The sequence below is a fragment of the Corynebacterium sp. LK33 genome (assembly GCF_014334955.1).
GTDB classification, from domain to species: domain Bacteria; phylum Actinomycetota; class Actinomycetes; order Mycobacteriales; family Mycobacteriaceae; genus Corynebacterium; species Corynebacterium jeikeium_D.
The window spans coordinates 301,359-328,176 of the sequence record NZ_PDGU01000011.1; the positions used below are offsets into that span (position 1 = coordinate 301,359).

At 58.1% G+C, this 26,818-nt stretch carries 25 protein-coding genes; 8 read left to right on the plus strand and 17 right to left on the minus strand.

All coding sequences use genetic code 11. The features are described 5' to 3' along the window. Positions 1-19: 19 nt before the first annotated feature. From CRD20_RS04615 to CRD20_RS04640, 6 genes are all read right to left on the minus strand, one after another. The gene (locus tag CRD20_RS04615) at positions 20-1,216 is read right to left on the minus strand and encodes a globin domain-containing protein (RefSeq protein WP_187404930.1); all 1,197 of its coding nucleotides are present in this window, start codon (positions 1,214-1,216) and stop codon (positions 20-22) included. Positions 1,217-1,408: 192 nt separating this feature from the next. Then, positions 1,409-1,882, minus strand: a complete 474-nt coding sequence (locus CRD20_RS04620) for an Rrf2 family transcriptional regulator (RefSeq protein ID WP_187404931.1) — start codon at positions 1,880-1,882, stop codon at positions 1,409-1,411. Positions 1,883-1,994: 112 nt separating this feature from the next. Then, positions 1,995-3,830, minus strand: coding sequence for a phosphoenolpyruvate carboxykinase (GTP) (locus tag CRD20_RS04625; RefSeq protein ID WP_187404932.1), 1,836 nt, complete (start codon positions 3,828-3,830; stop codon positions 1,995-1,997). A 298-nt stretch (positions 3,831-4,128) separates the two neighbouring features. After that, a complete protein-coding gene (locus CRD20_RS04630) occupies positions 4,129-4,554 on the minus strand; it encodes a DUF6802 family protein (RefSeq protein WP_187404933.1) in 426 nt (141 codons plus the stop codon). 34 nt (positions 4,555-4,588) lie between these two features. Continuing rightward, positions 4,589-5,617, minus strand: coding sequence for a hypothetical protein (locus CRD20_RS04635; RefSeq protein ID WP_187404934.1), 1,029 nt, complete (start codon positions 5,615-5,617; stop codon positions 4,589-4,591). After that, complete coding sequence (locus CRD20_RS04640; RefSeq protein WP_187404935.1) at positions 5,599-6,141, minus strand: hypothetical protein; 543 nt, start codon at positions 6,139-6,141, stop codon at positions 5,599-5,601. The genes CRD20_RS04635 and CRD20_RS04640 overlap by 19 nt, the downstream gene beginning before the upstream one ends. A gap of 324 nt (positions 6,142-6,465) precedes the next feature. Here CRD20_RS04640 and trmB point away from each other — a divergent pair, with 324 nt between their 5' ends. The 7 genes from trmB (at position 6,466) to CRD20_RS04675 (ending at position 13,038) form a co-directional block, all read left to right on the plus strand. Next, positions 6,466-7,314, plus strand: coding sequence for a tRNA (guanosine(46)-N7)-methyltransferase TrmB (gene trmB / locus CRD20_RS04645; protein WP_239272130.1), 849 nt, complete (start codon positions 6,466-6,468; stop codon positions 7,312-7,314). Between the two features lie 4 nt (positions 7,315-7,318). After that, positions 7,319-8,002, plus strand: coding sequence for an NYN domain-containing protein (locus CRD20_RS04650; protein WP_005510460.1), 684 nt, complete (start codon positions 7,319-7,321; stop codon positions 8,000-8,002). 59 nt (positions 8,003-8,061) lie between these two features. Further along, entirely contained in the window at positions 8,062-9,105 is a 1,044-nt protein-coding gene (locus tag CRD20_RS04655; RefSeq protein ID WP_187404936.1) for a YbhN family protein, read from the plus strand. Positions 9,106-9,167: 62 nt separating this feature from the next. Then, positions 9,168-9,539, plus strand: coding sequence for a DUF3054 domain-containing protein (locus CRD20_RS04660; RefSeq protein WP_016421636.1), 372 nt, complete (start codon positions 9,168-9,170; stop codon positions 9,537-9,539). Positions 9,540-9,626: 87 nt separating this feature from the next. After that, positions 9,627-11,153 (plus strand): peptide MFS transporter, encoded by a 1,527-nt coding sequence (locus tag CRD20_RS04665; protein WP_016421637.1) that lies wholly within the window; start codon positions 9,627-9,629, stop codon positions 11,151-11,153. A gap of 236 nt (positions 11,154-11,389) precedes the next feature. Beyond that, a complete protein-coding gene (locus CRD20_RS04670) occupies positions 11,390-11,659 on the plus strand; it encodes an ACT domain-containing protein (RefSeq protein ID WP_016421638.1) in 270 nt (89 codons plus the stop codon). Between the two features lie 14 nt (positions 11,660-11,673). Further along, positions 11,674-13,038 (plus strand): PFL family protein, encoded by a 1,365-nt coding sequence (locus CRD20_RS04675; RefSeq protein WP_049193157.1) that lies wholly within the window; start codon positions 11,674-11,676, stop codon positions 13,036-13,038. Positions 13,039-13,056: 18 nt separating this feature from the next. Here the strand turns inward: CRD20_RS04675 and CRD20_RS04680 are convergent, their stop codons facing one another. The 10 genes from CRD20_RS04680 to CRD20_RS04725 all read right to left on the minus strand — a co-directional run bounded on the left by CRD20_RS04680 (position 13,057) and on the right by CRD20_RS04725 (position 24,801). Beyond that, positions 13,057-13,614 carry a TM2 domain-containing protein gene (locus CRD20_RS04680; protein ID WP_016421640.1) on the minus strand — a complete coding sequence of 186 codons (558 nt, stop codon included), beginning with the start codon at positions 13,612-13,614 and terminating at the stop codon, positions 13,057-13,059. 212 nt (positions 13,615-13,826) lie between these two features. Beyond that, complete coding sequence (locus CRD20_RS04685; RefSeq protein WP_101688133.1) at positions 13,827-14,750, minus strand: cutinase family protein; 924 nt, start codon at positions 14,748-14,750, stop codon at positions 13,827-13,829. Between the two features lie 5 nt (positions 14,751-14,755). Then, positions 14,756-15,244, minus strand: coding sequence for a DUF732 domain-containing protein (locus CRD20_RS04690; RefSeq protein WP_016421642.1), 489 nt, complete (start codon positions 15,242-15,244; stop codon positions 14,756-14,758). Positions 15,245-15,281: 37 nt separating this feature from the next. Beyond that, a complete protein-coding gene (locus CRD20_RS04695; RefSeq protein ID WP_187404937.1) occupies positions 15,282-17,393 on the minus strand; it encodes an alpha/beta hydrolase-fold protein in 2,112 nt (703 codons plus the stop codon). 549 nt (positions 17,394-17,942) lie between these two features. Then, a complete protein-coding gene (locus tag CRD20_RS04700) occupies positions 17,943-18,986 on the minus strand; it encodes an alpha/beta hydrolase family protein (RefSeq protein ID WP_187404938.1) in 1,044 nt (347 codons plus the stop codon). A 474-nt stretch (positions 18,987-19,460) separates the two neighbouring features. Beyond that, entirely contained in the window at positions 19,461-20,480 is a 1,020-nt protein-coding gene (locus CRD20_RS04705) for a decaprenyl-phosphate phosphoribosyltransferase (protein ID WP_049193199.1), read from the minus strand. Positions 20,481-20,509: 29 nt separating this feature from the next. Further along, entirely contained in the window at positions 20,510-21,100 is a 591-nt protein-coding gene (locus CRD20_RS04710) for a phosphatase PAP2 family protein (RefSeq protein WP_049190962.1), read from the minus strand. Beyond that, positions 21,084-23,144, minus strand: coding sequence for a glycosyltransferase (locus tag CRD20_RS04715; RefSeq protein ID WP_070642618.1), 2,061 nt, complete (start codon positions 23,142-23,144; stop codon positions 21,084-21,086). The genes CRD20_RS04710 and CRD20_RS04715 overlap by 17 nt, the downstream gene beginning before the upstream one ends. Before the next feature lie 200 nt (positions 23,145-23,344). Beyond that, entirely contained in the window at positions 23,345-24,358 is a 1,014-nt protein-coding gene (locus CRD20_RS04720) for an alpha/beta hydrolase family protein (RefSeq protein WP_049193148.1), read from the minus strand. A gap of 182 nt (positions 24,359-24,540) precedes the next feature. Beyond that, positions 24,541-24,801, minus strand: a complete 261-nt coding sequence (locus CRD20_RS04725; RefSeq protein ID WP_255468711.1) for a hypothetical protein — start codon at positions 24,799-24,801, stop codon at positions 24,541-24,543. Between the two features lie 469 nt (positions 24,802-25,270). Here CRD20_RS04725 and CRD20_RS04730 point away from each other — a divergent pair, with 469 nt between their 5' ends. Further along, on the plus strand, positions 25,271-26,062 hold the full coding sequence (locus CRD20_RS04730; RefSeq protein ID WP_076772814.1) for a hypothetical protein: 792 nt from the start codon (positions 25,271-25,273) through the stop codon (positions 26,060-26,062). A 350-nt stretch (positions 26,063-26,412) separates the two neighbouring features. Here the strand turns inward: CRD20_RS04730 and CRD20_RS04735 are convergent. Beyond that, positions 26,413-26,818: hypothetical protein (locus tag CRD20_RS04735; RefSeq protein ID WP_187404939.1), on the minus strand; the 406-nt coding region annotated here is incomplete at its 5' end.

The following is a 26,818-nucleotide window of genomic DNA, read 5'->3' on the forward strand; positions in this document are numbered from 1 at the left end:
CGACGGTGCAGTTGTGGCATTAAGCGTCTAGCAGCCAATCGTTCGGGCTGAACAGCTCGAAGTGAACGTTATCGCGAGCAACACCGCGATCGGCGAGCTGCTGGCGAATGGCCTGCAGGAAGCCATTGCCACCACAGAGGTAGTACTGAGCGCCCTCCGGCAGCTCCGTATCCGCCAGATTCATCAAATCCGGCTCGTACCACACCTGCTGGCGAGCATTGGCCAATGCGGCGACAGCATTGTCACGCTCTGCGCGCAGGGCATCTGCAGTTTCTGCGCGGTCCGCGTGGAGAACGACAACATCACGCTTAGAGTCGGCAGCCACCAGGGCATCCAGCATGCCGATCATAGGAGTGGCGCCAATACCTGCGGAAATGAGTACCACCGGGTCATCGGACTTGGTGTCCAGCACCAGGTCACCTGCCGGCAGAGAGATCTCGATGGCATCGCCCGGCTGCACCTTTTCCCACAGCTGTGTGGAAACTTCGCCAGCCGGCAGGTCCTCGGAGGCATCGACACGACGAACCGCGAAGGTCAGCACACCTTCCTTGCCACCGACCAGAGAGTATTGACGTAGCTGGCCGGCGCCGTCCGGCATGGTCTGACGCACGGAGATGTACTGTCCCGGGAGGTAGGAAACGGGGGTTTCGTCGTCAAGCTTGACGGAGAATACTGCGACATCATCACCGCGCTCTTCGCGAGAGACGACGTGAGCGGCGCGGAAAACATCACCTGCTTCGACACCGAGGTCGTCATAGAGCCCCTTCTCGAAGTTGATGAGAACACGCTGCATCTCCAGGTAGACGGCATCCCATGCGTCGCGGACAGCTCCCTGAAAGACCTCTGGGGTGAGGATTTCCTCGATGGCATCGAAGAGGTGCTTGTGCACGATTGGGTACTGCTCCGGCTTGATACCAACGGAAATGTGCTTGTGGCCGATGCGGGAAAGCAGTTCCTCCGGGGCAGGAGCGTCTGGGTCGACCAGGGTAGCTGCGAAGGTAGCGACGGATGCCGCCAGCGCCTTCTGCTGAGCCCCCTGCTTCTGGTTGCCGCGGTTGAAGGTATCGGCAATGAGTTCGGGGTGAGCAGCGAACATCCGGTTGTAGAAGTTCGGCGTGATTTTCTCGATGTTGGCACCGACGACGGGCAGGGTTTGGGTGACGACTTCGGCCTGCTCTGGAGTCAGGCCGTTCTTGTTGACATTCAGGTTTGGCATGACTTCACACTATCACCATATTGCGCATTTTGTTTGCGCAATATGGTTTGTTGGCGCCAAAATTAGTCTTTGCAGTTGCGAATCAACCGCTTTTAGCTGCAGAAACGGCGCCACCGAAAGTTTTGACAGGCAGGCTTCGACAGCACCACTCTCAGCTCTTTTCGAATCGAAATCAGGCCTTCAGCTCTACGCCTAAACCGGACGAATATTCAGCCGAGAACCCTCGGGCGCGCTAGCTCCCCCGGGAGTATCACCATCCGCGCCATCAACCGGCTTGGCGGGAATGAGATCCGCAATCAACACCGGATCCAGCGCGGCGAAGAACGCCTCCTGTGCGGCCGCTAACTTGCCGCGCAACAGGCACGTCGGCAGCAATGGACAGTCAGTGCCGACACAATCGACGACCTCGTTGTTTTCCAGAGTGCGCAGCAGCTTGCCGACGGATTTTTCCGTAGCCGAATCTCGCAGATAGATGCCACCATTGCGCCCCTTGACCGCTTCCAAGAAGCCGAGCTCCACAAGCCGCGAGACAACCTTGGAAACATGCGCGCGAGACGCATTGAGAGACTCCGCTACCTCGGCAGCGGTGTATTTGCGCCCCGGCTCCCCCATCGCCATCAAAGTGATGACACGCAGGCTCAAATCAGAGAAAAGCGTTAGTTGCATTGCGTGTCACCCTTCATCGTTCTACTGCACAAACCACCCCCTTGCCAGCCACTTCGGGCAACAAGGGGGTGGTTCTAGGTTCTAGCTTTTAGCTAGGTTAGCTAGCAAGATCTTAGTCCTGCAGGCTCTTCTCGATACGAGCCTTCAGCGCCTCGAACTCGTCCCAGACTTCCTGCGGAACGCGGTCGCCGAGGAACTTCAGCCACTCCTCGTTGTCCGGGAGGTCACCCTGCCACTTAGCAGCCGGTGCCTTCAGGGCTTCCTTGACATCGGCAAAGTCGATGTCCAGGCCAGTCAGATCCAGGTCCTCTGCCTTAGCGGTGTGACCAACAACGGTCTCCTTGGCGCCAACACGGCCCTCAATGCGGTCGATGATCCACTTGAGAACACGGGAGTTGTCGCCGAAGCCCGGCCACAGGAAGCGGCCGTCTTCGCCGCGGCGGAACCAGTTGACCAGGAAGACCTCTGGCATCTTGTCGCCGCCCTTGGCACCCATGTCGATCCAGTGCTGCAGGTAGTCACCGACGTTGTAGCCAATGAACGGCAGCATTGCCATCGGGTCGTGACGCAGGGAGCCAACCTTAGCCTCAGCGGAAGCAGCGGTCTGGCCGGAAGCCAGAGTTGCACCGATGAAGGTTGCGTGGTTCCAGGACAGAGCCTGGGTCACCAGCGGCACAGTGTCCGGGCGACGGCCACCGAACAGGATGGCGTCAATCGGGACACCCTGCGGGTCGTCGTACTCCGGTGCGGCGACCGGGCACTGCGAAATCGGGGTGCAGTAACGGGAGTTCGGGTGCGAGGACAGCTCGTCGGAATCCGGAGTCCAGTCATTGCCCTTCCAGTCAATAAGGTGCTCCGGCTTGCCTTCCATACCTTCCCACCAGACGTCGCCATCGTCGGTCAGTGCGACGTTGGTGAACAGGGTGTTACCGGCCTCCATGGTCTTCATGGCGTTCGGGTTGGAGGAGTAGTTGGTACCCGGTGCAACACCGAAGAAGCCGTTCTCCGGGTTGACAGCGTACAGGCGGCCGTCCTCACCGAACTTCAGCCATGCGATGTCGTCGCCGACGACCTCGGCCTTCCAGCCCTCGATGGTCGGAGTCAGCATAGCCAGGTTGGTCTTACCACATGCAGACGGGAATGCAGCGGCGATGTGGTAGGCCTTGCCCTCTGGGTTGGTGAGCTTCAGGATGAGCATGTGCTCAGCCATCCAGCCCTCTTCCTTGGCCATGACCGAAGCAATACGCAGTGCGTAGCACTTCTTGGCCAGGATGGCGTTTCCGCCGTAGCCGGAACCGTAGGACCAAATCTCCTTGGTCTCCGGGAACTGGGTGATGTACTTCTCATCGTTGCACGGCCATGCAACGTCCTCCTGGCCCTCCTCCAGCGGAGCGCCAACGGAGTGCAGAGCGTGGACGAAGTCTCCGTCCGGACCAATCTTGTCCAGGGCATCCTGACCCATGCGGGTCATGATTCGCATGGAGAGAACCACGTACTCCGAGTCGGTCAGCTGAACACCCAGCTTCGGCTCCGGATCGGTAATCGGACCCATGCAGAACGGAACGACGAACATGGTACGGCCCTTCATGGAACCGCGGTAGTGCTCGGTCATTTCCTTCTTCAGCTCGACCGGATCCGCCCAGTTGTTGGTCGGGCCAGCGTCCTCTTCCTTTTCGGAAGCGATGAACGTGCGGGACTCCACACGAGCAACGTCCTTCGGGTTAGAGCGGGCAAGGAAAGAGTTCGGGCGCTTTTCCTCATTCAGCTTGATAAGAGTTCCCTTATCAACCAGGTCCTGGGTAAGGCGGTTCCACTCTTCTTCCGAGCCATCAGCAAAGACAACCTTGTCTGGCTGGGTCAGTTCTACGACCTCAGCAATCCAGCGCAGCAGTTCGGCGTTCTCGGTCGGGGCCTGGCCCTCGAGACCAGGAATAGAAGGTGCGGACATCAGTTCTCCTGACTCATTGATTCGCGTCTTAATTTAAGGCTACCGGGGGATACCGAAAGTTGCCGGGCCCCACATCGACAATCGGCTCGTTCCCTCATTTGCTAGCCGTTACATCACAGCTTTACAACAAATAATTTTCCTCGCCCCATTCTTGCGACCTGTTCATTTATGGCCATAACCAGCGAATAAGGCCAGCCTCACCACATAAATTTACAACCATTAACCCTTTGGGTGCAGTTACCCCCATTTGTAAGCAACCGAGACACGGGTACCCCCGCGCGCAGCGGTTCCAAAGTCATTAGTCCCAGCTGCCCCGCGCAGACTGCTCCCATGAGTACGCATCCCACTTCCCCGCTGCTGATGCCGATTCCACTGCCGCTCCGCCCATCGCGTCAGCAGCCCTCACATCATCACTGCTCCAAGACTCCCAAGTGCCGTCAAAACGGACCGTCGTAACGTGATCCACCGTGCCGTCACCGTCTAAATCCGAATAGATTGACAACCCGGAGTCGTCGGCAAGCGTAATTGACCCCTCGTCGTCGCCGAGGTCGTAGAGCTGCCCATCTACCTCCACAACCAGCCCAGCGCCACCAACGTCTGCCGACTTCCCATCAATCGGCGTCGCCGCCTCCAAACCACACGGCGTAGCGGGCGAACGCGCCTCCGCCCCGCCATCGGACGCGGGTTGATCGGAAAAGTACTGCAGTAAAGAAAACTCATCCATCGTGATATCCCCCTATTTCTCTTAGCTGTCACGGCTATCGCGCAGGCGTTCCGGTGTACTCCGCCAGCTGCTCTATTCGCCATCCCGGACCCCGCGCACCAAGGGCCTCGCGCACCGCCATCTCCACGGACTGCGTCCATTTTCGCCGCAGATGGGCGAGGTAATTTGCCCGCCACTGCGCGGTGCGTTGGCGTGCGTTACGACGAATCGTTGCGCCCACCGCCACCACCGCAACGCCGAGGCCTATTGCAAGTGCGACCAGCTGCGCCACAAGCGTCGGCACCCCAACCCACATCAGCACCCCGTGGACGATCCGCACTGCGCCGACCGCCGCGCCAAGCGAGGCCACCACCACCAGCGCGTCCATGGCATAACTGGGGCGAGCCGGGCTTGCTGGAGCGGGCACTGAAATTTCCACACGAAGGCCCAATTCGTCGCCACACCGCTGTTGCAGCCGCGTCGCTGCGACCTCGGCACGACCCTGAAGTTCCGCCTGATTACCTGCGGGGCCGTCAGCCACTTCCTGGAGTGCATCCCGCACTGCGCTCTCAGCTGCCAACTGCATCTTCCGCTGCAATCGCGCCGCCGCCCCAGCTCCGCGCGATCGCTCCTGCGTCAGCTGAGCTCGCACATTTCGAGCCCGGCGCGCACTCAGTGTTTCCCCCGAGTTTCTGGGCGGGCCTTCTGCCAGCAGAACCAGGGTTCTGGCCATTCTCTCGTCCAGCGCTCCCATCGGGATTGTGCTGTCGATTTCCTGGCGCCAGGCCTCGGCATACTCACCATTGCCAATCAGGCCAACTGCAACGCGACCGGTGGCCTGGCTAATTGCTGCAACCGTGCTGACGCACTCCCGCGTGGGCTGCACCTCGCTGTCTGCAACATAGAGCACGACGGCGCTGCGTTTATCCACAAACTCCAGCCGACGTGGCGGCGTCGCAGTGTCAACAATCTGCGAGAAGTCCGCGCGGTCCGCCGCGTCCCCGGCTTTGGTGACAAGGAGCGGTGGCTGCTCAGACCCCTCCGCCGAGACCGGGCGTGGCTCAACTACGTCCGGTGTTGCCATAGCAACTCCTCCAGGCTGTCTCTAGCCGCGGGAAAGGCTGCCGCGATCTCAGTCAACTGCACTGCGAGTAGCCCGTCATCATTGCGTGATCCGCCTTCCGCACCGTAGCGTTCAGCAATCTTCCGCAACGCGGAACTGAACAAAAAGGTGTGTTCAGCTGTCTCGTTTGTGGTGATGTCGCAATACTCGTCGGCAAGCGAATGGCGAATCGGTTGTTGCTCGATGACCAGCGCGACAGGGGCGGACAGCTTGTCGGCCAGCTCCGCGTGACATTGCGAAAATGCCTCGCGCACAGCGGTTTCGCGCACGCCCCTGCGCAATCGCGCGCAGATTATCGGTGGCCGTTTCTCGCGCTCAAGCGCCTTGGCGACGCACACCTCCGCGCCGCTCGTGTTAGCGGTGTCCGAGTGCGCGGCCTGCCGTGATGACAGCCAGTCCACCACAGCAGCGCGCAACGACGACGATGTAGATCCCGTTGTCGGCTGTGTTGTTTCCGTGACATCAGTTGCGGAAATAAGGTCCATTAGGCCTAGTCCCCTCCCATAAATCCCCTGCGTGGCTTAGTTAAAACCTGCGTACCCCCCATACGACCCGTAGGCCAGATTCCGCGCCCTGAAACGCTGCGCTAGGCAGACCCCAAGCACCGCTTCAACCAACGAATAAGCGCGGCTTCGCGTTCAGCCTACAGCGGACCGCGGATTCGGCAAGTCGACAAAACAACTCGCCTCGCCGTGCCGCCAATTCAGGACGACGCGGCATCGTCAACCGGCGTGAAACCGCCAGGACAACAACAAAAATCCTAGGGGCAATGATTGGATAGTTGGCCGATGTCGTGGACAATAGGGAACGTGACTACTTCTGATTTTTCTGAAAATATCGAACAGCCTGCGGTTTCGCAGGAATCCGAACCATCGCCAACTCGTGCAGACGAGCAGGCGGAGCAACCGCATGAGCGCCAGCCGAAGAAGGGCGAATTGCCTTCAGGTCGTCCGGAAAAGACCCAATTCGACGATGGTCTTGACTACCCGCGCATCGGCAATCTGTCCTTCCGCCGAGGCACTTTGACTCCCAACCAAGAAAAGATCTGGGAAGATAACTGGGACACTTACGGCAAGGTCCTCTCCGACGAGGTCATCGACGTGGAGGAATGGTTCGGCCGCAAGGGACCGACCATCGTCGAGATCGGCTGCGGCACCGGCACGTCCACCGTGGCTATGGCTCCGCAAGAACCGGACCACAACATCATCGCCGTTGAGCTTTACCGCCCTGGCCTGGCGAAACTGCTCTCCGCCACCGTGCGCAATGAGGTGTCGAACATCCGCATGGTCCGCGGCGACGGCGTCGAGGTCCTGCAGCGCATGATCGAGCCGGAGTCGCTGGCCGGCGTGCGCCTGTTCTTCCCGGATCCGTGGCCGAAGGCACGCCACCACAAGCGCCGCATTGTGCAGTCCGGCACGTTGCGCCTAATTTCTTCGCGTCTGAAGCCCGGCGGCATTTTCCACGCCGCCACCGACCATGCGGACTACGCAGAGTGGATTGAGGAACTCCGCGAGGTTGAGCCGACGCTCGAGCCTATCGCCTGGCCCTGGCCGGAATCCCCAATGCTTCTCGACCGACCGACGACCAAGTTCGAAGCCCGCGGCCTGAACCTCGACCACGACATCCACGAGTTCATCTGGCGCAAGAAAGAGGCATAGGAACATGAGCACTACCCAAAACACCTCTGCCAGCTACAACACCACCGAGACGCACCCCACCGCACTGCTCGTGTGGGACGCCCCGAACTTGGACATGGGGCTCGGCGCCATTTTGGGCTCCCGCCCGACCGCCGCGCACCGCCCGCGCTTCGACGCCGTGGGCAAATGGCTTATCGACGAAGCCGAGCGCGTATCCCACAAGATTGGCTCCGATGTCCTCCCCGAGGCCACGGTATTCACCAACGTCAACCCGGGCTCAGCGGAGATTGTCCGCCCCTGGGTCGAGGCTCTGCGCAATGTCGGTTTCGCGGTGTTCGCAAAGCCGAAGATCGAAGAGGACACCGACGTTGACCCGGACATGATTGCGCACATCCAAAGGCGTTACGACGAAGGCGTGTTGCGCAGTGTCGTCGTTGCGTCCGCCGATGGCCAGAATTTCCAGGAGCTGCTGGAAAAGCTCGCATCCGAGGGGATTCGGGTAACCGTCATCGGTTTTCATGAGCACGCTTCCTGGGCACTGGCCTCCGATGCGATTCGCTTTGTTGATCTGGAGGAAATCAAGGGCGTCTTCCGCGAGCCGCTACCGCGTATCGATCTCGACCGCCTGCCAGATGGCGGTGCGTGGCTGCAGCCGTTCCGTCCGCTCACTTCGTTGCTCAAGGAGCGCGACGGCAAGAACGACGACTAGGGAGACCACCACAGCGCCGAACTGGGAGACGAGCAGGAAGACGAACAGGCTTCTGATTTATGTCACGACTTAAAAATGTCCTAAAAACCGGCAATTCGAGCTGGCTACGATCGATAATCCTCGTAGCCCTCGTGATTGCCGGTATCGTCCTGACGGTAAGAAACTGGGACAGTGTCGTCCAGGGGCTGCAAATCCTTGCGGATGTTGACGCTAAGTGGCTGTTCATCGCCATTTTTTCCGTGGCTTTTTCGCTCTACGCGATGGCGGAAGTGATGCGTCTGCTGTTGCGAGCTGGAGGCGTAAAAGCAGCCACTCGCCGTAGCACCAATGCGCTAACCCTCGCATCCAACGCGTGGGCGGTCACCGTTCCCGGTGGTGCCGCATTTTCTACGGCGCTGCAGATTAAGCGCATGATGCAGTGGGGCGCATCCGCGGTCCTTGTCAGCTGGTTCGTGCTTTTTTCGGGCGCGTTGTCGTTTTTAGGTCTGGCATTTCTGGGGCTTGGCAGCCTCTTCTTCGTCGGGCAGGGTGGAACGACCGCAGTGCTCATCGCTATGGCAATTGCGGTGCTACTCGCCACCATTTTGCTGTGGCGGATTTCGCAGAAGCCGGCTTTCCTTAACAAGGCGGGTGCATGGTGTCTACGTGTCTTTAACAAGATTCGGAAGAAGCCCGCGGACACCGATGTCGACCGACTTGAAGAGTCCGTCAAACAGCTGACCAGCGTGAAGTTGCCCGTACAAACTTTGGCACTTTCCTTCACCTGGTCCTTTATCAACTGGGTCGCGGAAATCGTCTGTCTCTACGCCGCCATTCGGGCCATTGGTGTCGATGACATCTCCGCTACGAAGGTGCTGCTGGCTTTCGTAACCGGCAAGCTCGCAGGTTTCATCCAGGCCACACCGGGCGGCATCGGCACTGTCGAGGCCGCTTTGACCGCGGCTCTCATCGCAGGCGGCACCACCGGCGCCGAGGCCTTTGCAGCGGTGCTGGTCTACCGCATCGTTTCCTTCGTCCTGGTGGCAATTGTGGGCTGGATTATCTACGCCCTCGGCTTCGACCACAAGGATCAGCCCGAGCATCAGCCAGTCGCTGACCGCTAATGGCTTCCTCGCCGCTGGTCGCTGGTCACCCACCAATCTGAGGGGTCGCTAGACTAAGAAGCATGAACACACGCGTATCGACGTTCTTGATTGACATCCTCGCCATCTTTATTTTCGCCGTGTTGGCACGTCTGGCTCACAACACTCCCGAGGATCCTTTTACCTTCATCAATATCCTCGATACCTGGTGGCCGTTCGCATTCGGTGTCCTCCTGGGCACCGCGCTGATTAAGAACGAGCCGAACCCGCGTGCAGTGAGTTCAGGCGCAATTGTGTGGCTCGGCACTGTCGTCGTCGGCCTAGCTGTGTGGGCCACCCGCAATTCGGCAGTCCCGCACTGGTCCTTCATTCTGGTTGCCTCAGTCATGAGCGCCTTGCTGCTGCTGGGTTGGCGAGCAGCGTCGAATGCGGTTGCTCGTAAGTCTCTGGACTAAGCCTTCGGCCCCATCCCTAGCCCTTCGGTTTAGTTCACTGACTAAATCTGGTTTTTAATTTTTGCACTCCGCCTCGATAATTGAAGAATGGACAAATCTTCTGACGAGGCTCTCGGCAATCAACCAACTGCTGAGACCCAACGAACTCATAACCCCGCAGGGTCCAGCGAAGACCGTACCTTCATGGGCCAACCGTGGGGTCTCGCCAACCTCTTCGGCATCGAAATGTGGGAGCGCTTCAGCTTCTACGGCATGCAGGCCATCCTGGCTTTCTACATGTACTACGAGACCACTCAGGGCGGTCTCGGCCTGGACAAGGGTGCTGCTACCTCCATCGTCGGTGCTTACGGCGGTCTTGTCTACATGGCCGCACTCGTTGCCTCTCTGGTTGCTGACCGTATCCTTGGCTCGGAGCGGACACTGTTCTACTCCGCCATCCTGGTCATGTTTGGCCACATCTCCTTGGCATTCATCCCCGGCGTGATTGGCCTGGCTATTGGCCTTGTCTCCATCGCAATCGGCTCCGGCGGCGTGAAGACCAACGCACAGGTCGTGCTGGGTCAGCTCTACGCAAAGGACGACCCGCGTCGTGACGCCGGCTTCTCCATCTTCTACATGGGCGTCAATATCGGTGCCCTGTTCGGCCCACTGCTCACCGGCTGGATCTGGGGAATGAAGGGCTTCCACTGGGGCTTCGGCCTGGCCGCTATCGGTATGGCTGCCGGTCTGATTCAGTACATCCTGATGCGCAAGTCCACCATCGCCGAGGCTGGCCATGAGATTCCGAACCCGCTGCCGAAGAAGCAGTACCCGGTATGGATTGGTATCGCAGTGGTCATCACTGTTGTCTCGGTTACGCTGGTTTCCACCGGAATTGTTCCGGTCACGACTCTTTCCACTGTGGTCACGGTGATTGCACTGATCGCCGCTGTGGTGCTGTGGTGGCAGATGTACTCCTCGCCACTTACGACGAAATCGGAGAAGACTCGCCTGGTCGGTTTCATCCCGATGTTCGTCTCAGGCGTGCTGTTCTTCGGTATCTTCCAGCAGCAGTTCACGGTGCTGGCCATCTACTCGGACATCCGCCTCGACCGCGAGATCTTCGGTTGGGAAATGTCCCCGGCCTGGATTAACTCGATCAACCCGATCTTCATCATCGCCTTCTCGATGGTCTTTGCAGCCGCCTGGTCCAAGCTTGGTGACCGCCAGTGGTCCACCCCAGTGAAGTTCGGTGTCGCCAACATCATCATCGGTATCTCGCTGTTCTTCTTCATCCCATTCTCCGGTGGCGGTGAGAACTCCACTCCGCTGTATGCGATTATCTGGATTCTCTTCCTGTTCACCATGGGTGAGCTCATGCTGAGCCCGGTCGGCAACGCCCTTGCTACAAAGGTCGCTCCGGCGGCATTCCCGTCGCGCATGATGGCCGTCTGGCTGATGGCAGTCGCTATGGGTACTTCGCTGGCAGGCACCCTGGCCGGCTTCTACAACTATGAGGATGCCGCTGCTGAGAACACCTTCTTCATCACCCTGGGTATCGCCTCGGTTGTCTTGGGCTTGATTCTGCTCGCACTGCGCAAGTGGATTGTCAAGGAGTTCGTCGACGTCCGATAGGGCTGGCTCCGTAGGGCTGCCCCTCGCTCTGGCACAGCCCACGCCCACGCCCCTCCCCTCCTCCCCACTTCACGACACCTATGTCACCTCATGCCGCCTCCACAGATGGCACGAGGTGACATAGGTGTCGTGAAGTGTTTTTGGGTGGCCCTGAACATGCTTCGCCGCAAACTTGCCACCAGCACAACCGCCATCCACAGATTTTCCCCACCTCCCCACCGGCTAAAATTGAGGCCATGTTTGCCATCATTACCGTCACCGGCGAGGATCACACCGGCATCATCGCCGCCGTCACCACTGCTCTGGCGGAGCAGGACGTCAACATTGTCGATGTTTCCCAGACACTCATGGATAAATGGTTCACCATGATCCTGCGGGTGGAGTTCAACGAGAAGGCCACCCCCATTAGCACGCTGCAGGGTTACATGGATTCCGTCGGCAAGCGGGAGGGGCTTGTCATTCGAATCCAGTCTGAGGCGCTGTTCAACGCCGTCAACGAGATTTAAAGGGCGCGACCAGGATGGATTTCAACTTCGCGCAATCTAAGTTCCTCGACACCATTGACATGATTGAGAAGTACCGTCTGGATATCCGGACGGTCACTATGGGAATTTCCCTGCTCGAGTGCTCTCGCTCTGAAATGGAAGCCACCGCACAGGCGGTGTATGACCGCGTAACCAGGCAGGCCGCTCGCCTCGTGGAGGTCTGCGAGGGCATCGAGGCGGAGCTGGGCATTCCGATTGTCAATAAGCGCATCTCCGTCACACCAGTTTCCCTCATCACGGCCGGTTGCGAAGGCGATCCCACAGTGGTTGCCAAGGCGCTCGACCGCGCCGCCCGCGATTCTGGGGTGAACTTCCTCGGCGGCTACTCGGCGCTCGTCGAAAAGGGCGCGACGACCAGCGAGAAGCGGCTCATCGACTCCATTCCCCACGCTCTTAGCGAGACCGAATTGGTGTGCAGCTCGGTCAACGTAGCCTCGTCACGCGCGGGCATCAACATGGATGCAGTGCGACGCATGGGCGAAGTGGTGAAGGAAGCTGCGGCGCAGACCGCCGACCGCAGCTCGATTGCCTGCGCAAAACTGGTGGTTTTCGCCAATGCGGTGGGCGACAACCCCTTCATGGCCGGCGCGTTCCACGGTGTCGGGGAGCCAGATTGCGTCGTGTCTGTCGGCGTTTCGGGGCCGGGCGTGGTCGATCGCGCGCTCGGCGATCTGCATGGCGCCAGCTTTAACGAAGTCGCCGAGGAGATCAAGAAGGCAGCGTTCAAGATCACACGCACGGGTCAGCTGGTCGGCACGATGGCGTCGGAGCGCCTGGGCGTGCCTTTTGGCATCGTGGATCTCTCGCTCGCGCCGACCGCCGAGATGGGCGACTCCGTCGCTCATATTCTCGAGCACATGGGGTTGGAGCAGGTCGGCACGCACGGCACCACTGCCGCGCTGGCACTGCTTAACGACGCCGTGAAGAAAGGCGGCCTGATGGCGTGTTCACGCGTCGGTGGACTGTCCGGGTCGTTCATTCCGGTCTCTGAGGACAAGGGCATGATTGATGCTGTGCGCGCGGGGTCGATCAGCATGGACAAGCTGGAGGCGATGACCTCTATTTGCTCGGTGGGCTTCGACATGATTGCGATTCCTGGTGACACGCCTGCGACCACGATTTCCGGCATGATTGCCGACGAGGCCGCCATCGGTGTGATGAACCACAAAACCACCGCAGCTCGCCTCATTCCGGTGCCAGGTACCAAGCCGGGCGATGAGGTGAACTTCGGTGGTCTGCTCGGCTACGCGCCGGTCATCGATGTCAATGCCAAGGGCAATGCCGAGTTCATTGCCCGCGGCGGCTACATCCCCGCGCCGGTGCACGGGTTCAGGAACTAGCAGCTTCGGACGGGGCTCCTACGATTGCAGGCGGCGCCCATTTGCGTCATAGGCGTAGGAGCCGCTACCGACGAGAATCAGAATGAACTCGATAAATGCCCAGATACTGACGCCGATAATGAGGAAGAAGCCAACCAGGAAGATGGCGGTAATCCAGCCGAATACCGTCAGTGCTAGCTGAATAGCACCACGCGAGTTGTGCCCCAAGTAGAAATTATGAACACCGAGGGTGCCCAGGAAGAAGGCAAGCAGAGCCGCTGCAATCTTGGACTTATCCGAGACAGGGGAACCTGCCACCCCGTAGCCCTGGTGCGGGTTCGGGCCGCCGAAGCCAGCGGAATACGCCGGCGCCTGCTGGTTTGGGTAACCACTCTGATACGGATTCGAGTACCCGTTGTGGAAATTGTGCTGGCTCGGGTCCTGATAGCCCTGCCCCACGTTCGGCTGCTGCGGTGGGTATGGATCCGAGTACGGCATACCGGAGCTGTAAGCACCCGAGCTGTTAGCGAACTTCCCCTTGGACCTCGGCATACCGTCTTCGTCGAAATCTCCATATGGGTTTGTCGGATTCGTCATTGCACCCTACCTTTTCGCCTAGATTTCCCCGGTCATGAACAGCAGTTCCTTGGGCGATAATAACCGGTTCCGTCAGACTGCTTCCTGCAACTTTGTCAATTTCTTTCGAAATTTTAGCGAAACTGTTGTTTTGGAACATTAAACACCAGTTCTTGAGCAAGATTCTAACAGCAAGTCCCCGTCGGGGGCGTCTCGCACATTTCGAGCTGCCTCTACCGCGCCAGCGATTGCTCAATCAGTTCGCGAGCCCAACCCTCAGTCCAGGCCAGCGGAGTCGTCCCCGGAATTGCCACATCATTCGTGGCGTAGGTCGCGTGCGCACCCGCGCCGGTAATCATCTCCTGCGCTCGTGCAATCGCATCGGCCACTCCCGGAGGCACATCACAGAAGGAGTCCGATGGCACGCAGACATTCTGGACCTTGTCATTAAGAGGACCAAAGCCGTCTCGTGGACCGCGCATCGTCGCGCCCGGAACCACAGCCTGCACAATGCCGCCAAGCGGCTGCAATGACAGCTCGACGCCCACACCAGCCAGCGGAACGCCCTGGTTCACGCCCTGATTGGGGTCACGCCGCGGGTCGCCCAACAGAGCCACGCCCGCAATGCGCTCGGCCGGAACGACACCGCGGCCATTGCCGATGTCAGAGGCCAAATCACCTGCAATAGCGGCACCCTGGGAGAAGCCCATCAGGACGAAGTCCGTCAGTGGACACTGCCCGTGCAAGTCAGCCATTTCCTTAGCGGTGACATCGCGCCCGACTGCCTGCGAATCATCGTAAGTGAGTTGGTCGGGCAGCTGATGCGTCTTGATCTGTGCCGGGTACGGCGTAGTCCAGACCTTGACATCACCCTCCGAGTAGGACTCCGAAATCGAGTTCGTCAGACCAAGCAGCAGCGAATGCGGGTTCGCGGTCGGGGCCATCGGATCATCGTCAGCACGCGATTCCGCAGTTCCGGGCACAGCGATAACTTCTACCGCCGGGCACCACTCGGGTTGTTCGGCCAGAACCCCGCCATCGTCACCGGGGGTCGGTGGGGTTTGACCGCCTTGGTCGTCGTTAAGCCATTGCACTACGCCGAAGCCAATAGCGGCCACCAGCACAATGACCGCCAGAATTGTCAGCACTTTACGCATGAGTGCTAGCAATACGCCTTTTTAGCGGAGCTTGCAATAGTCTTCGCCACTTCCTCGGCGCTTTCCTGTGAGCGCCCCTGTGCGACCAGCTGCCCGGCAATCGCCAGCGCGATGACTTCACGCTCCTCCTCCGGTGCGTCCGCGCATGCCGCGCGACCTGTGCCGATGAGCTGATCCTCCACCCCATCAACATCGATTCCCGCTTTTTCCAGCGCTCCGAGGTATGAATCGTCCGCCTCGCTGAGCTTCATCTGCCCATCGGGCGCTTCGTCCACGCGCTTAGCTTGGGGATCTGTGATCTCCGGCGCAGACTTTTCGCTCGACTTCGGCGCAGAAGTCTTCGTGCTTGACGACGTCGTGGAGGTCTTCGTAGTCGTCGACGAGGTGACCTCCGAAGACTCCACTGTGGAGCTGCCACAGGCGGCCACTCCGAAGGTCAGCAGCGCAACAGCTGTGGTTGTAGCCAGTGTCCGGAAGGACTTGTTCATGGACATTTGTCTATCCCTTATTCAGTGCCCTGCTTTGGTTGGCTTACTTGTCATCATCGTTGTCGGCGGCTGGGGCCGGCGCTTCTGGCTTATTGCGCTCTTCGACAATCTTGCCGTTGAGCTGACGAATCCAGCCACCCTCGAACTGCTGCTCAAGACCGCCGGCCTTGACTGGCTGCAGTGGGCCGACCGGGTAGCCGAACGGGCCATTTTCGTAGCCAGTGCTGCCCCAGTGGTCAGTGATGTCGTTGGAGCGCACCGGCTGTGCACCAGTTTCCGGAGTCCAGTAAATGGCACCGTGTTCGAAGCGCTGGAAAGCGCCGCGGGCGAGCTTGACCTCGTCGCCGTCGACAGGCAGACCCAGATCGGACTCAGCGCCACCGAGCTCCTTGTAGACACGGCCGATTTCACCACGCACGATGCGAGGTTCTTCGCCGCCGATCTTGACGATGGTGCCACCCTGGAAGTCCTGGGCGACACCGCCCGGAATATCGCGGTGGTTGGCGACTGGGTAGCCCAGCGGACCGGTCTCGAAGCCGGCCTTGCCCCAGACGTTCATAATGTCGCCGGTGACTTCGTGGGCTCCGCCTTCCGGAGTCCAGTAAATCGAACCCTTTTCGAAGTGAACGAAGCGTCCCGAGCCATCCGGCGTAGCCAGTTCGTTGGTCACTGGGTAGCCGAGCGGCGAGGACGGACCACCGAGCTCGTTGTAACGCGAACCGATGCGCCCCCAGACCACATGTGCCCCGGAATCCGGGTGCCAGTAGGCGGTACCGCCGGTAAAGTCCTGAGCCACGCCATTCTTGGCGACACCATACTCATCCGACAGGCAGGTGCCAATTCCCGGCAGAGATGCAACGGCCTTCTCAATCTCGCCACCTACGCGGCAGACAGCGCCACGATCGGACTCCGGCAACTGCAGTGCATCGGCCAGCGTTGGCCAGGCCTGACTGACCTCGAATTGCCAGTACGGCCAGGTGTGAGTACCCGAGCTCCGGAAGTTCACAACCGGCTCGACGCCCTTTTCGCGAGCATTTCGGATGAAGGTCTCACTGGTCATGCGGGAAAGCACTTCCAATGCGTAACCGGTCGGATTGTCCGGCTTCGTCGGATCGATCTGCGACGGCACGTCCCACTCACCGGTGTTGCCGTTACCCGCCGAGATGTACAGCGACATGCCCTTGAGCTTGTCGATGTTCAGCTTCGGATCATTGTCCTTCCAACGCTGCGAACCGAGCGGGCCCCACATCTTCGTCGCGTCATAGCCACCGGTGTTCTTCATCGCCAGAGAGATTGCCTGCGGCATGCCCGGCGAAGTCATATCCAGGTAACCAGAGAGGCTACCGGCAAACTTCCACAGCTCCGGAGAGTGTGCTGCAACGTTGTAAGCACCGGTAGCTCCCATGGAGATACCGATAATGCCGCGTTCATCGTTGCCGCGGAAGCCGTTGGTGATAACCGGCACGAGCTCCTTAGTAATGAAGCTCTCCCACTTGTAGTTCTGACCGTTATCCGGCTGATCCCAGTCAGAGTAGAAGGACGATGTACCGCCGGCGGGCATAACCACCAGGACATTCTTGTCCTCGTAGAAGCGCTCGATATTGGTAGCGCGAATCCAACCGGAGTAGTCATCAAACGATGCCATACCGTCAAGGTGATAGACGCTCGGGAATGTGCGCTCCTTGTCGCGGTACCAATCGCGCGGCAGCAAAATCTCAACCTGAATTGGCTTCTCCGGCATGGCAGCCGAGCGAATGTGCGCAATGACGTGGTGATCTGTGTACCACTCGACCTTGTCTACGCTGACTCCGCTGGGCAGGTTCGCCACTGCGGGAGTATCGACTTTAAATGGCGTACGCTCCGGCCCTGGCATCGGCTTCGGCATACCCAGGCCAGGTAGCTGCGCACCAGCAGCTTGCGCTGCTTCAGCGGCCTTAGCAAGGTCTCCCAGGTCTTCAGATTGAGCCAACTGCCCCTGAACGGCCTGAAGTTCCTCGTAGCTAGGCAGACCTGGCTGAGCTGGCTCGGGAGCCGCCACTGCAGCAGGGGCACCGAGAGCGAGAGTCAACGGTAGTGCCAAAAGTGCGGTCAACGCCCGCGATGACTTCCGGCTGTTGCCGAGGCCACCACGGAGGAATCTAGCGGTTACGCGCATAAGAGGGCTTCCCTTTACAAAGTCGCTGGTTGAAATTATTTGAGACGTTGAGTGTTGCACCGGCGCCGGTTAGGCACCTGCAGATAGCATCACGCGGCGCTAGAGCTATGCGTTTACCGTTCGGCTTCGCAGAATTACGTGGTGACCAGCAACGTATCCGAAGGTTCCCCTCCTCCGGCGTGCCGCTGCACGAAGAATCTCACACACGTTCTGCGAAACAAACGGTATAGCTACCTGAATAGCTTCACCCTTTACTTTAAGGTTCGACTCTCATGTTTACCCTCTTACGGGTAAAAACCGTGGAGACACACGCAAAAGGAACTGAATTCAAGCTTTGACAGCGCAACTCTTTGCGCCCCTCTGTAGGCCGTTACCCACACCTTCCGCTCAGCATCCAAACCCGGACTCGACACAGAAAAAAGACCAATCCCAACAAAAGGATTGGTCTTTCTTCAAAATTGAGACTTCTTAAGAAGCTACCCCCTTTAAGAAGTCATCCAGCACCAGCGCTAGGTCAGCGCGCCAGAGCGCCCTGAAATAACTATCGACCTAAAGGCCCAGCGCCCGAAGAATGTGCGGGCGAGCAAGCGCGGCATCACGGCCCCACAGCTCCCACGAGTGGATACCGTTCGGGCTGTAGACAAACTGCGCATTGAGGCCGGCAGCGCGAGCATCCTGCTCAAAGCGCTGCGTCGAAGCGCGGGATACGGACTCCATCACGGCACGCCAGACGGTGTCAGGGAGCTGCGGCACCGGACGGTTCAAAACCTCCGGATCACTCCACAGGCTCTGAACACCCTGGGCGGAGGAAACATACATCGGCAGCCCCTTGAGCTGGTCGAGCAGCATCGAAGGGTCATGGGCCTGGCGTTCCGCCGAAGCCGGAACCGGAAGACCCCACATGCCAGTCGGATTCACTACACCAGTGCTAGCCACCATTGCAGTGGTACCCGTAGCAACTACCTCGTTCGACATCTGGTAGTAACCGGACAGCGAAGTAACATGCTTGAACTGGTCACGGTGGCGGGCTGCCAAAGAAACCGCCGCAGCCGCACCCATGGACAAACCAGCGATTGCGTTGCGGTTCGGGTTGACACCAAACTCACGCTGCAGATAGACCGGCAGCTCCTGAGTCAGGAAGGTCTCCCACTTCTGAGTCTTGACCCCTTCGGAAGTCACGGCCGGATCGTTCCAGTCGGCATAGAAGGAGCCGTCGCCAGCAGCCGGCGCAACCAGAGTGATGTTGTCGTTGGCGAAGGTCTGAGCAATGTGGCCCGACCAAATCCAACCGGACGCACCCTTATTAAAGCCCCACAGACCGTCGAGCATGTACAGAGACGCATCGCCGCCACCAGTAGCCGCCTTAATCTGAACCGGAATATTGCGGTTCATAGCCGGCGAGAAAACCTGGCAGTACTGAACAAACCACTGATATGGATCCCACTCACAGCCTGGACGCAGTCGATCACGGTTTGGATCAGCACTCGCATCCTTCGCGGATGCGAGCATGATGCCACCAAACACCATTGCAACAGCCACAAGGGCAGCTACGACCTTCACCGTGAAGTTACGACTCACTGCAGTAAAGCTCATCGTTCTCCTCTTTACTTTCGGACTTACCTCCGCGCCAGACTTTTCGGAGGCAGTCGCTTACGCGAGCTTTCGCTTTTCTGCTTCCAGTTGTGACGCGACAACTGGAGACCCCACAAAAGAATCTCGAGTATGTAACGATACTCAATCGTTTCCCTACATCCAAGTTTAAATCGTAATCATTCCGTAATATTTCTCACATTTCTCCCCAAAACTATCCACCACAAGGAGAAACAATGTTTACCAGCATGGAATTACAAAATTGTAATTCTGCCCCCCCGGCTGATCCGTAGGACTAACTGAGAAACCTAAAACACGCCTACAAGAACCCCAAACACAACCTAAGTACTAACGAAATACAGAAAAAGCCCATGCACCCCTCGGCGCATGGGCTTTCAGCTACCAATCGAACCCGACCGAACCCGACGAGAAAACCGACGGAAATCGCAGTTCGCTTACAGGGAAAAGAACTGGGAACTACCCCAGAGTCGGGACAGCGTAGACAGCGATAGCAATGGACAGCAGCCACAGGACGGCCAGTGCCTGCAGCGGACGGTCCTTGAGCGCAATCTCATCCGGGCTTCCCGCATCACCACGGTCAACGTCAGCTGCGAAGCGCAGGATGGCCACAGTGAATGGAACCATCGAGATCTCGTACCAAATAGCCGAAGTCGATGAAGTGCCCGGCGCGCGGCCCATCTCAAAGCCCCACAGCGCGTAGCTCAGCACCACGGCGGTCGCAGCGAGGGTCCACACAAAGCGCAGGTAAGTCGCGGTGTAACCCTGCAACGACTTACGGATTTTCTTACCCGTGCGCTCTGCCAACAGCAGCTCAGCGTAACGCTTACCGGCTGCCATGAACAGCGAACCAAAGGCGGCAACCAGCAAGAACCACTGGGACAGGTTGATGTTGGCAGCAACACCGCCGGCCATTGCACGCAGCATGAAACCCGAGGACACCAGCGCAATATCAATCACCGGCTGGTGCTTCAGGCCAAAGCAGTAACCGAGCTGCAGTGCAATGTATACAGCCACAACAATTGCTAGCCCCGGCCCCTCAGAGGCGAACCAGGACACCGCAATCGAACCAATGATTAGTGCGACCGCCATAATGTACGCCATGCTCACCGGCAGTACGCCAGCGGCAATTGGGCGGAAGCGCTTGGTTGGGTGCGCCCGGTCAGCTTCAACATCGCGGGCATCATTAATCAGGTAAATCGACGATGCGGCCAAACAGAAGGCCACAAACGCCACCAGGATGTCGACGGTCAGCGTACCGATCGAACGTCCCGAGTCCATGATCTCGTTGCCGGCTGCCAGTGGAGCCGCAATGACCAGGACATTCTTCACCCACTGCTTCGGGCGAAGCGCCTTGATCATGCCGTCCAACAGATTCTTCGGCGGATGCCCCTGCGGGTGCGCAGGCTCATCGATACCGGAAGTGTGCGGCTCGGACCCAATCCTTGATTGAGAAGCTTGCCGCTGGTTGGCCGACACATTGGCCAAGTTGTCGTTCTCCGCCTGTGTCACTGTGCATTCCTTTCCGCAATGGAGGGCTGTCCACCCTGGTTATGCTGCGCCTTTTTCGGCTCGATGACCTTATCACCTATCTTGTCCACCGCAAGAGCAGTGGCTGTACCCAGCGCCGCTCCGAGAGCAACATCCGTCGGGTAATGAACTCCCAGCACCAGGCGGGAGAGCATAATCGCCGGCACGCCCACGGCCGGTGCTGCCGGGTAACCCAACTTTGCAATCCCCACCAGCGCCGCCGTCGTCGACGTCGCGTGCGAGGACGGGAAACTCAGCTTGCTTGGCGTACCAACGCCGATTGCTATACGACGGTCATGGGGACGCGGGCGACGGACAATGCGCTTAAGCACCACCGATGCCGCATGCGAGGTAAAGGCGGCCACACCGACCTTTGCCCAGCTAATGCGTCGCTCCTTATCCACCGCCGCCCCGAGGGCAGCGAGCCCCATCCACCCAAGGGCGTGCTCACCGAAATAGCTCATGGCACGCGCGGTGGGCAGCACACCCGGGACGTCGTTAAGCGTGTGCTGAATATTAACGAGAACGTCGGACTCGCCGAACGGATCGCCTTTAATTTTCGAAGACATTCGCCCAGGCCTTCCTACTGGTCAGATCGTCATAGGCTGCGCGGTAGCGTGCCTGCATTTGCTCGAACCGCTCCTCAACCTGCTTTTGCAGCTCCCAGGATTCTTCCAGCAGAGCCTTGGCCTTGTCGCGGTCACGCTGGCGATACACCACGCCACGGCCATCAGCGGTGGTGACCGTTGCGCCATCCAGACGCGACAGGGAGAACCAACGAGCCTCCAGCGGCGCCAGGTTTGCCTGCGGCACCGCATGGTGCTCGGAGTTTTCCGGGCGCACGCTGTGCAGCAGACCCTTGGCCAGCCAACCGACCTTCTTCAGCTTGCCCAGACGACCACCGACATCCTTTGTCGGAACCCCCGGAATACCGGAGGGCTTTGGCAGATCGCCTGCGCTCGGCAGCACAACCGCGTCGGGGAAGCTCTTGCGCAGGGCATTGATGCGCGGCAGCGAGGACTCGAGAATATCGAACAGGTGCTCCGGGCCTGCCAGGAAGTCCTTCATGGCTTCGTTCTGGATGGCAACAGTGGAGTACTCCAGGCACAGAAGGTGCTTGAAAGTGGCCTTGCGCATGGAACGCACGATACCGGCAGCATCGCCCTCGTGCTGAAGAGCCGCGACAATCAAGCGGTTGCGCAGGTGGAAGTACGCCTGCCAATCAATCGCATCGTCTTTGTCCGACCAGGCCATATGCCAAATTGCGACGCCCGGCCACGTGGCCGTCGGAAAGCCTGCCTTACCTGCGCGCAAACCGTATTCGGCATCGTCCCACTTAATAAACAGCGGCAGTGGCTGACCGATTGTCTCAGCGGCGACGCGCGGAATCAGGCACATCCACCAGCCGTTGAACTCAACATCGATGCGACGGTGAAGATCCTTCGAATCGACAACCTCACCGGTTGCGTTAGTGCCGTGCTCCCCGCGATCGCGCAGTGGGTGCGCATAAAAGTCGTGGTCATAGTGGACGTGCGGAGCGGAAGTCCACATGAAGTCATGGCGGCCGATGACTTCACCCATCGAGTGCAAGTGGCTGCGCTCCTGCAGGTTCAGCATCTGACCGCCGACCAGCATCGGGGACTTCGCGAACCGGCCGACAGCGACCGCACGCAGAATGGAATCCGGTTCGATGGCGATGTCGTCATCCATGTAGAGGATGAACGGGCTATCGGTCGCACGCTTCGAATCCGAATCCGGACCGCCCAGGGCCTCATACATAATGCGGGAGTACCCGCCGGAACCCCCGAGATTTCCCTGCGGGAAAATACGCAGGCGGTCACCAAAGTGCTCGGCGACAGCATCAAAGCCCGGCTCGTCTGCCGGGTGCTTGGTGCCCTGGTCAGGCATCAAAACAGCATCGATGATGGCATCGACCTCAGGATCCGAGGACAGCGCCTCAAGAGCAGCAACTGCGTCGGTCGGGCGATTGAACGTCGGGATACCGATAGTGACGCGCCCCTCCGGCGCCGGATGCTCCGTGCCGTCCGGGTACGTCTGGCTCGGCGCCTCGATATCGGAGTACCAACCTGCGGAGTGGATTACCACGTCCGTCTCACAGGTGAGGTCAAACCAAATCCAGCCGCCGTCTTCAAATTGCGTCAGCGGTACTGGGATTTCGCAGACGTGCACATCCTTGCCGTCCACCTTGGCTTCTGCACCTTCAGCCGCCGCACCCAGATCACCGACAACTTCGCCGGTCACGGCGATACGCGCACCGTCAATCTTCGAACGGTAAATGTCCACGCGCGCAGTACCGGACAGTTCCAGGCGCAGGACAACATTGTCCAGATTCGTCCACCGGCGCCAGTAGCTGGCCGGAAAAGCATTGAAGTAGGTTTCAAAACTAACTTCATCACCCGCCGGAATGGTGGCTGACGTGCGCGAATGCGCTTGCACACGACCGGCATTAGTCTCCGGCTCAACCAAGTAGAGCGAGCGGACATCACGGGGCTCACCCAACTTTGGCAGCAAAATCCGCTGCAGGCGTTCAACGGCAAGGCTTGACGACGTTGTCGGGGTATGTGTCCGCTTTTGTTCAGGCTGTGATGCCATGAGACGTATCAACCACTTTCCGAAAGGTCTACCGGGGATGTTGCCGCCGATAAGTTACCGACGTTTCTATCTCATAGCATCCTAGTGCCCGTGGCGGATTGCCTCTTGTTGCCACGCTAGCGACAGCCCAGAATGTGAAAGCCCCTACGCGCTGCGGACTATCTGCTGCGCATAGGGGCTTTTTCGTTCAGGCTCTAGTTTTAAGCTCCGAGGAAACCTTCGATGCGGGCCTTGGAGTTCTGGAGGTTGCGATCCCAGGTTGGCCAATCGTGGATACCGGTCTGCTCGTATTCAAACGTGGCATCCAGACCGGAGGTACGAGCACGCAACTCAAACTCGCGGGTGGACAAGCGGGACAGCGACTCCAGCGCAACGCCACCGGCCTTCGGGACGACACGATAGAGGTTCTTCGGGTCACGAACCTCATCCGGAACACCATTTGCCGAGGTAATAACCAGATCCAGCCCCTTCATCTTCTCGACGTTCAGGTACGGATCATTGCGGACACGCTCCGCTGACATAGGCGCACCCCACATGTCGAACGAGCTGTAGCCAGCCGACAGCTGAGCAGCCTCAATTGCAGTAGTCATACCCGGCGCAGTGGTGTGCAGGTAACCGGAGAAGGCAAGAGCCTGACCGAACTGGTCTCGGTGGTTGTATGCCAGCGACAGTGCAGCAGATGCACCCATGGACAGACCTGCAATGGAGTTACCAGTGCGAGAAATGCCGAACTCACGCTCAAGGTAAACCGGCAATTCCTGAGTCAGGAAAGTCTCCCACATGTTTACAAACGGACCGTGCACACTAACCGACGGACGCTTCCAGTCGGTGTAGAAGCTACCGCCGCCACCACCTGGAATAACCAGGTTGACGTTGGATCCCTCAAAAGTACGTGGGGCGTTACCGTGCTCCACCCAGTCAGAGGCATCAGCCGGGCTACGCAGGCCATCTAGCAGATAGAGAGCCTTGTTACCGCCATTGGCAGAGGCCACAATCTGAACCGGAATATTACGATCCATGGCCGGCGAATAAACCTGGCACTTCTGGGTGAAGTACTGGTACGAATCCCACTCACAACCCGGACGCAGCGAGCCTCGGTCACCCGCCGCGCTCGCGGCCGGCGCCATGGTCAATGCAGACGCAGCCACAGCTACTACGGACGCAACGGCTGCAACCTTTCGGCGCCAACCACGGAAAGTAGAGGTGATTTTCACGTGTGCATTCTCCTCACAATGTGCGATTCCCCACGGCCGGTGGGAACTATCAGGCGTGTTTCCGCTTCAGGGAATTACCTTAAGAAACAGTAAATCTTCGACAAACTTACCCGCATTCACTGTCGTTTTCCAGCAGAACACGTCGAGACCCCACTTTTCGGCGGGTTCTGGTATCCGCATTTTTACTGCGCAAGCCCCCGCAGCTCGCGCGACTCCCGCGCCCCGCGCCAGGTAATAATCGCGCCAGCCGCCGCGATCAGCACGATACCCAGCGCCATCGACCAGGTCACTCGGTCACCGGAAAACGCCCAGCCCAGGATTGCGCCGATAACGGGATCCAGTGCAAAGAGCGTGCCGGCGCATAGAACCTGGGTACCACTGACTTCTATGTCAGCCCTGTCGGTTTCATGACCGGAAATGGAATAAGAGGGAAAGGTGTTCACGGTTAAGCGATTGCACGCATAGCGTAACTATTCACCCCAGCTTCCGTACTCCTCGATAGCAGTCTGATTCTGGAAAATCACCTCAGATTAAGAAAGAAGAAGACAAAACTAGACTCAAGTGAGCATTACGCGCTACGACATGTACAGCGCGCAGCAGCCCAGCATTGACGACGAGAACAAGCTGAATGGGGCATTCAGAATCTTCCTTTGGGGGTAGATGCAACTCGATTTAATGGCACCTAACCTTTTAATGAAAGTCTTAGATTCTGAATCAACCAGCCAAATATGGACTTCTATGTCAAAAGAAAGAGAAGCACGTCATAGCCGAGTTTCCCAATCCAAAAACTGAAAGTGTTTCAGCCCATATCTAGTAGACGGGACCATTGCCGGAGAATCGGCCACTCAGTAGTTCAAAACACTAGTTCTTCCAGCGGGAACCAGACACCCCCACTAACCTAAAATGCATACTATGAACAATGATGCCACCCCGATGGACCCCACTAAGCCTTTGCGCTTGCAGGCGATAAACCCAACGTTGCATGGTGTTACCCCCGACCTAAGCAACTTCGTGCAACAGGTGCACGAGACCAATGCGAAAGAACTAGCAAAACAATTAAATACTTTTGCGAAAAATACGAATTTAGCACTTGACAGGAGTGGAGCAAAACTAAAAATAGACCCAGTCGCACAGTTCTCGCAATGCATATCTGCTGCCATCCCCAGTCTTATACACCAGATTCAGTCATCACCGATGAATAAAATGGTTAAAGCCCTTGACCAGCAGTTTTTCGGACCAGAAGTCGATTACTCCGCACTTTTTAACAATACGGGGGCTATCAGTCAGGCACTTGAGGAGCTTCTCTCCACACCTTCGATTGCTATTAGCTTTCAAAATTTTGAATTTGCGCTTCAGGATACTGTTGACAAGTTAGCAGTCTCGGACGAAGCTCCAAAAGATCAGATTCCCTCGCTCCCAGAAGAAGACTCTAAGGAATCTGCAACAACCAAGTCGATCGCCCTATCAGCTACTTACCGCACTGCTGACGCCCTTACTGCGCTACTAGACCAAATCATGGAATTCACCCGAAAGAAGGCTATTTCGCACGATGCCGCTTCACTGATTGCTCAATCAATCGTTACGCTTGCCACCCTGGGGCTTACAGCCAACCCCGTCCTAGTTATCACCCTTATATGGTCGTTTGAACAGGTTATACGACGGTTACTTCGCTCACCAGACGAACTTGGTGTTGCAAAAGACTAAATCTAATTCTTGCGTCAAACCAATTACAGTTCTCTACTAAAGCATTCTAATGCTGTGAAGAAGCAGCTCCGTTGTCAGAGATAAAGAATCTTCAGACTCATACTCACATACCTGCATCAGCCACAAAATGAAGCCTCCACTATGAAGTAGCTTTCAGAGACTCTCCGAGTTTTGTCGGCACCATAAATCGATACGTACCAGGTATGGCTAGAAGCAGGAAAGAGAGACCATCCATTTCCCGAACTCTAAATGTCGGTCCAAATCAGCACTTACGCCAGCAGAGATTCCCAATACATCCTCGAAAACTGCACTATGTAACTTCGTTCCTAACGCAAGACGTGACTACCTGTTTATTTCACTCTGGACACGTCACACTCCTCAATACCAGCAGCGTTCAGCATCGCTTGGACATCCTTAATTTCGAGAAGACAGTGTCTACCTAGACGTACAGCTACCAATGGCAAAGGTCGAATCCAAGTATTCTCAGAATCAAAGCACGCCAATGGCATATATTCCTGGCCGTTCAACTCGTTAATTTTCGGCTTGTAGGTACTGTAGGCCCCTATTATATACCGATATTCTTGTTCAAACTGATACGAGGCGAACTTTGCACGCGCAATAAATGTTCCCAAAACTCTTCGGAAACTCTCTCCCATGTATTCTCCCCACGGGGCTTGTAAATGCTCTTTTACGCCTTCAATTAATGCAGCCTCGGCGAGCTCGACCTGCCTTTTGCTGTTGTACTCGACCTTTACC